This window comes from Desulfothermus sp., assembly GCF_053993635.1.
On sequence record NZ_JBMYBT010000035.1, the window covers coordinates 1 to 6003 of the forward strand.

A 6003-nucleotide genomic window follows, 5' to 3' on the forward strand; every position below is an offset into this window, starting at 1 on the left:
TAGACTGCTGCCAGTTCCAGGTATTGACCGTTATATCTCTTCTTCTCTTTTAAGAGAGATGAAAAAACGGAAGATTTCAGTAAGTTTAAATTCCCTAGTTAAAACAATAACCATGCAGGATAATGGAAGGTTAAACATAGCATATGTAGATAAAAATAAAGATGAGACAAAAATAGTTGAGTGTGATAAGGTGGCTGTTTGTATTGGAAGGGCACCTTTGAATTTTGATATGGATTTAAGTCTTGAATTAACAGATAGTGGTTGGATTAAAGTGGATGAGTTATTTAGGACTTCCAATGAAAATATTTACGCAATAGGAGATTGCCTTGGTCCAACAAGACCAATGCTTGCCCATGTTGCCATGCACGAGGCCATATGTTGTGTATCAAACATATTCGGCAAAAGAGAGAAAATGGATTATACCAACGTGCCTTCAGTGGTATATACAAACCCAGAAATAGGATGTGTGGGTCTAACTGAAGAGATGGCAAAACAACGGGAAATTGATTTTGATGTTGCTCAAGTTATGTTTAGGGCAATTGGTAGGTCCCATACCTCTGGAGAAATTAGTGGAGATGCAAAGATATTGTTTGACAAAAAATCAAAAAAAATTTTAGGGATACATGTAATTGGGCCACATGCTTCAGAATTAATAGGAGTGGGATGTGTGTTGCTTAAGAAGGGGGCATCAGTGGAGGATGTAGAAAAAACTATTTTTGCCCATCCCACTTTGTCAGAAATATTCCATGAACTCTCTTTAAAATCTCTTTCAATGCCAATTCATGGCTAGATGAACAAAAAAGGGCAAAGCATGGGTGTTAACAAAAAAAAGACAAGGGATTTTTTTAGGACACAAGATGGAGTAGAGCTATTTTTTGAATACATTGATAATAGAAAACAAGACACAATAGTCTTTATAAATGGTCTTTTTCAATGTGTTTTTAACTGGTATCCATTAATTGACCTTTTAGATGATAGATACAATATACTACTTTATGACCTCCGTGCACAGGGAAAGAGCAAAATTCAAGATCAGGAAATAACCTTTGATAGACATGTGCTGGATCTTGTTGAACTCACTGATCATCTTGGATTGAAAAACATAAATATAGTTGGGATGAGCCTTGGTTCAATAATTGGCTCGATGTTTGCTATTAATTATAAAGAAAGGGTAAACAAGCTGGCCCTGCTTAGTGTAACTGGTGGGGCCAGGCTACAGATGATTTTAGATGATTGGAAATACACCCTTGAATTACTTGGTGATTTTGCCCTTTTTAAATTTATAATCCCCTGGCTATTTTCTAATAGTTTTATTGAAAAAAATCAGGACAAATTAGATGGTATAATAAATGCGCTTATTGAAAGAAATAAGTTGGAGAACCTGCTTAGACTTATAAATTCTATGTTGCCATGTCCAGATATGGAAGAACTCATGAATAATTTAGAAAAAACTTGTATTATTATTGTAGGTGAAGAAGATGCACTTTCTAGTAAAAATTGGATTAAAAGATTACAATCATCTATTGATAATCAAAATGAAATTATTTTTATATCAGATGCTGGCCATTCAGTAATAGAAGAAGCATCCCATAAGGTGGCAGAGATTATAACTTCGTTTATTTAAAACTTTTTGCGAGAAAAGATATGGATCCCAAGCAATTAAAAAAAATCCCCATTTTTGAGAACATGCCTGATGAGTTGTTAAAAGAGATTTCTTCTAAGGTCTCAAATAAGTTTCTAAAAAAGGATGAAGTACTTTTTTTCAAGGGAGATATTGGAGATTCCCTATATATCATAAAAAAAGGGAAAATAAAGATATCCATCCCAACTGAAGAAGGAGAGGAACTCATAATCTCCATATTTAGTGATGGAGATTTTTTTGGAGAGCTTTCCCTTTTGGACAAGGCACCACGTTCTGCAGATGCTGTTGCAATCACAGATACAGAACTTCTTGTACTCCGTAGAGACGTATTCTATACTTATCTATTTGAAAGGAAACAGGCAATTGAAGCGATCATGTCCGGTTTATGCAAACGTCTTAGAAAAACTGATGATTTCCTTACAGATCTTTGTTACACCAATTTCCCCAAAAGGCTTGCAAAGACGTTGATTGAACTTTCTGAGAGATTTGGCAAAAAGGTGGAAGAAAAAATAATTCTTGATTTAGAAATCACCCAAAGAGACTTAGGAGCTATGCTTGGTGTGACTAGAGAGACAGTAAATAGAGAACTTATGAAATTAAAACTCCAGGGAATTTTGACAAAAGATAAAAAAAAGATCATCATAAATGATTTTAAAAAATTACTCGCTATGATCTGATTTTTTAATCTTAGTTAAGAAATATAACTTCTATCCAGGTATCAATATCCATACATTTATTTCTCCCAAAAAATAAGACCTTACATAGGTTGGGGAAGATTTATGAGCAAAAAAGATTTTGAAAAATTATATAAGCAAGAAAAAAGGATAAATGATTTAATTTGCTCTGTAAATCAGGCAGAAGATATAAATGAGATATTCTTGAGTCTAAAAGATGATCTGTGTGATCTTTTTTGCTGTGAAAGGATAACTATATATGCTGTGGATAAAAAGAGAAATCAATTGTTTTCACGGGTGAAGACTGGAACAGAACCAGTTGAGATAAGAGTTGATATAAATGATAAGAGTATTGCAGGGTTTGTGGCAAAACACAGATGTGTTGTAAATGTAAAAGATGTATATGATTCAGAGGAACTTACAAAAAATTATCCAGGACTAACCTTTGATTCAAGCTGGGATAAAAAATCAGGATTTCGTACCAAATCTATTTTGGCATCTCCTTTGATCCTAAAAGGGAAATATCTGGTTGGGGTACTTCAACTAATAAATAAAAGAGAACAAGAGTTTTTTAATGAAATTGATGAAAAATTGATTCAAAAATTAACCCCCTCCCTTGCAGGTGCATTCTACCACCTACTTAGGTATCAGAGAAAATTCGGAAAATTTGACTATTTAATTGAGACACACAAGATAACGTATTTAGAATTGGATATGGCAACTCTCAAGGCCCGTCATGCAAAAAATCCCATAGAACAGGACATTGCATGGGTGCTGATTCATGAATTTAATGTATCAAAGGAAGATATAGGACGGGCATTGGCTAATTATTACAACACTGAATTTATATCCTACAGTGACAATGTTATATTACTAGGTGATTTATTAAAAAGACTAAATATTGAATATTTAAAATCCAGATTCTGGATGCCATATAAATATCAAGATGGGGAACTTATCGTTTTAATTGATGATCCATCAGATGAGGAGAAAAAAAGAGAGGTATATTTTTCAGGAATAGGAGATAACATTAAATTTTGTGTGAGCTTAAAAGAGGATATAGTTAAATTTCTGACAAGGTTTGAGGAACAGGAAATCTTTGGAGACGAGTCTATTGGAGATGTGTTAAGTGAGCTTAAAGAAGATGAAGCTTTAGGGGATTCAGAAAGTGATGAAGATTTTATATCCGAAGATGCACCAGCAGTAATAAAACTTGTTACCAAGATTATAAAAGATGCATATGAGAAGAAGGTATCAGACATCCATATAGAGCCAGGGCTTGGGAAAGAACCTGCACAGGTTAGATTTAGAAAGGATGGAGTGTGCTTTAATTATTTGGAAATTCCAGCCAGCCACATACGGGCATTTATTAATAGGATAAAAATAATGAGTAATTTAGATATTGCAGAAAAAAGAGTGCCCCAGTCTGGCAAAATAAGACTTAAATATCAAAACAAGGTGGTAGAATTAAGGGTAGAAATAACTCCTACAGTGGGAGGTGTAGAAGATGTTGTTATGCGTATTTTAGCTGCTGGAAAGCCTATTCCTCTAGAAAAAATGAATTTTACAGAAAGAAATCTAAAAGAACTTATTAATATAATTGAAAAGCCATATGGGATCTTTCTAGTTGTAGGTCCTACTGGTTCTGGAAAGACAACAACTCTCCACTCAATTTTAGGCAGATTAAATACCCCAGAAAAAAAGATATGGACAGCAGAAGATCCAGTTGAAATAACCCAGAAAGGGCTAAGACAGGTGCAGGTGAATCCCAAGATAGGATATACATTTGCAAATGCAATGCGCTCCTTTTTAAGGGCAGATCCAGACATTATCATGGTTGGTGAGATGCGCGATCAAGAAACTGCACACACAGCCCTGGAGGCTTCCTTAACAGGCCATCTTGTGCTATCCACCCTGCATACCAACTCAGCACCTGAGACAATAACCCGTTTAATAGATATGGGGATGAATCCATTTAATTTCGCTGACGCACTTTTAGGAATTTTAGCACAAAGGCTTGTTCGCACCTTGTGCAACAAATGTAAAGAACCCTATCACCCTACAAGAGAAGAATTTGATATACTCAAAAAAGAATATGGAGAGGAGATATTTTCAGAACTTGGCATAAGTTATGCTGATAATCTCAGATTGTATAGACCAGTTGGTTGTGATGAGTGTAATAAAACTGGATACTCGGGAAGGACAGCCCTACATGAGCTTTTGGTTGCAACACCAAAAATTAAGAGACTTATTGTTTCAGGCGCGCCAGTTGAAGAAATATTTAAAGCAGGAATCTCTGAGGGGATGAGGACATTAAAACAAGATGGTATAATTAAAGTGTTTCAGGGACAAACTGATTTTTCAAGTGTCTTGAAGGTTTGTATTGTGTGATTGTAAAAACTCATGGAGCATTACAAATGAAAATAGCAATAGCCCAGATAAACCCAATAGTTGGAGATTTTGAGTACAATACAAATAAAATAATAGATTTTATTAACAGATCAAAGAATCTTGGTGCTGATTTAGTCGTGTTTCCAGAGCTATCTCTTCTAGGTTATCCACCTTTAGATTTCTTAAGTAGATGGGATTTTGTTGAAACATCTCTGAATTATTTAGATAAGATAGCATCAGAGGCAAGAGATATTTTTGTATTACTTGGACTTGTCACCTTAAATAAAAATAAGGGTAAACCCTTTTACAATTCAGCCATCTTAATGAAAGATGGAAAGATATTATCTTCATATAACAAAAATCTTTTGCCCACATATGATGTATTTAATGAGGCAAGGTATTTTGAGCCAGGACAAGGAGTTGGAATATTTAACATAAAGGACATGAAAATAGGTGTTACCATCTGTGAAGACATTTGGACAATAGATGAGTTAAATTTATATAGCTATTCAAAGGATCCTGTATCAGAACTTGCAGATAAGGGAGTAGATTTAATAATTAATATTGCTGCTTCTCCATATTTTGCAGGGAAAATAAATCAAATAAAGAAAATTATATCCACACACACACTTAAAACTAAAATCCCAATGGTTTATATAAACCAGGTAGGAGCCAATGATGAGCTCATTTTTCAGGGGCACTCAATGGTATTTAATGGTGCTGGTGAGATGATTTTAAGGGCAAAGGATTTTGAAGAAGATTTACTTATTTGGGACACAAAAGATCTGGATAAAAAACATAAAGAAATAGAAATGGATTTAGAAGATGAGTTAATATCAGCACTGTGCCTTGGTATCTCAGACTATCTTAAAAAACTTAAATTTAAAAAAGTGGTTATTGGACTTAGTGGCGGGATAGATTCTTCTGTTGTGGCAACCTTAGCCACCATGGCCCTTGGGAAACAAAATATAATTGGTGTTGCCATGCCAGGTCCGTATAACTCACCTGAAAGTTTAGAGGATGCAAAAGAACTTGCAAAAAGTCTGGGAATTGAATTTCATGTTGTACCTATAACAGGCCTTTTTATTGAGTCAAAACAAACATTAAAAGATATTTTTTCAGGCAAAAAAGAAGATGTAACTGAAGAAAATATTCAGTCCAGACTTCGTGGATTAATTCTCATGGCAATTAGCAACAAATTTGGTTGTTTGCTTTTAAATACAGGAAATAAATCAGAACTTGCAGTTGGATATTGCACCCTTTATGGGGATACCAATGGAGCGCTTTCAGTTTTAG

Annotated in this window: 5 protein-coding genes; all 5 read left to right on the plus strand. The window is 34.5% G+C overall.

Annotation, left to right across the window (positions count from 1 at the left end):
* A partial coding sequence (locus tag ACY2V1_RS02580) for an oxidoreductase dimerization domain-containing protein (protein ID WP_461833236.1) occupies window positions 1–790 on the plus strand: 790 nt, incomplete at its 5' end.
* A 21-nt stretch (window positions 791–811) separates the two neighbouring features.
* Window positions 812–1624 (plus strand): alpha/beta fold hydrolase, encoded by an 813-nt coding sequence (locus ACY2V1_RS02585; RefSeq protein ID WP_461833237.1) that lies wholly within the window; start codon window positions 812–814, stop codon window positions 1622–1624.
* 20 nt (window positions 1625–1644) lie between these two features.
* Window positions 1645–2319: a Crp/Fnr family transcriptional regulator gene (locus tag ACY2V1_RS02590; RefSeq protein WP_461833238.1), complete on the plus strand. Its 675-nt coding sequence runs from the start codon at window positions 1645–1647 to the stop codon at window positions 2317–2319.
* Window positions 2320–2421: 102 nt separating this feature from the next.
* Window positions 2422–4707 carry a GspE/PulE family protein gene (locus tag ACY2V1_RS02595; RefSeq protein ID WP_461833239.1) on the plus strand — a complete coding sequence of 762 codons (2286 nt, stop codon included), beginning with the start codon at window positions 2422–2424 and terminating at the stop codon, window positions 4705–4707.
* Window positions 4708–4733: 26 nt separating this feature from the next.
* The coding region (locus ACY2V1_RS02600; protein ID WP_461833240.1) for an NAD+ synthase at window positions 4734–6003 on the plus strand (1270 nt) is incomplete at its 3' end.

Coding starts and splice junctions, on each gene's coding strand:
- ACY2V1_RS02585 (WP_461833237.1), top strand. CDS start 812: ATGGGTGTTAACAAAAAAAAGACAAGGGATTTTTTTAGGACACAAGAT.
- ACY2V1_RS02590 (WP_461833238.1), top strand. CDS start 1,645: ATGGATCCCAAGCAATTAAAAAAAATCCCCATTTTTGAGAACATGCCT.
- ACY2V1_RS02595 (WP_461833239.1), top strand. CDS start 2,422: ATGAGCAAAAAAGATTTTGAAAAATTATATAAGCAAGAAAAAAGGATA.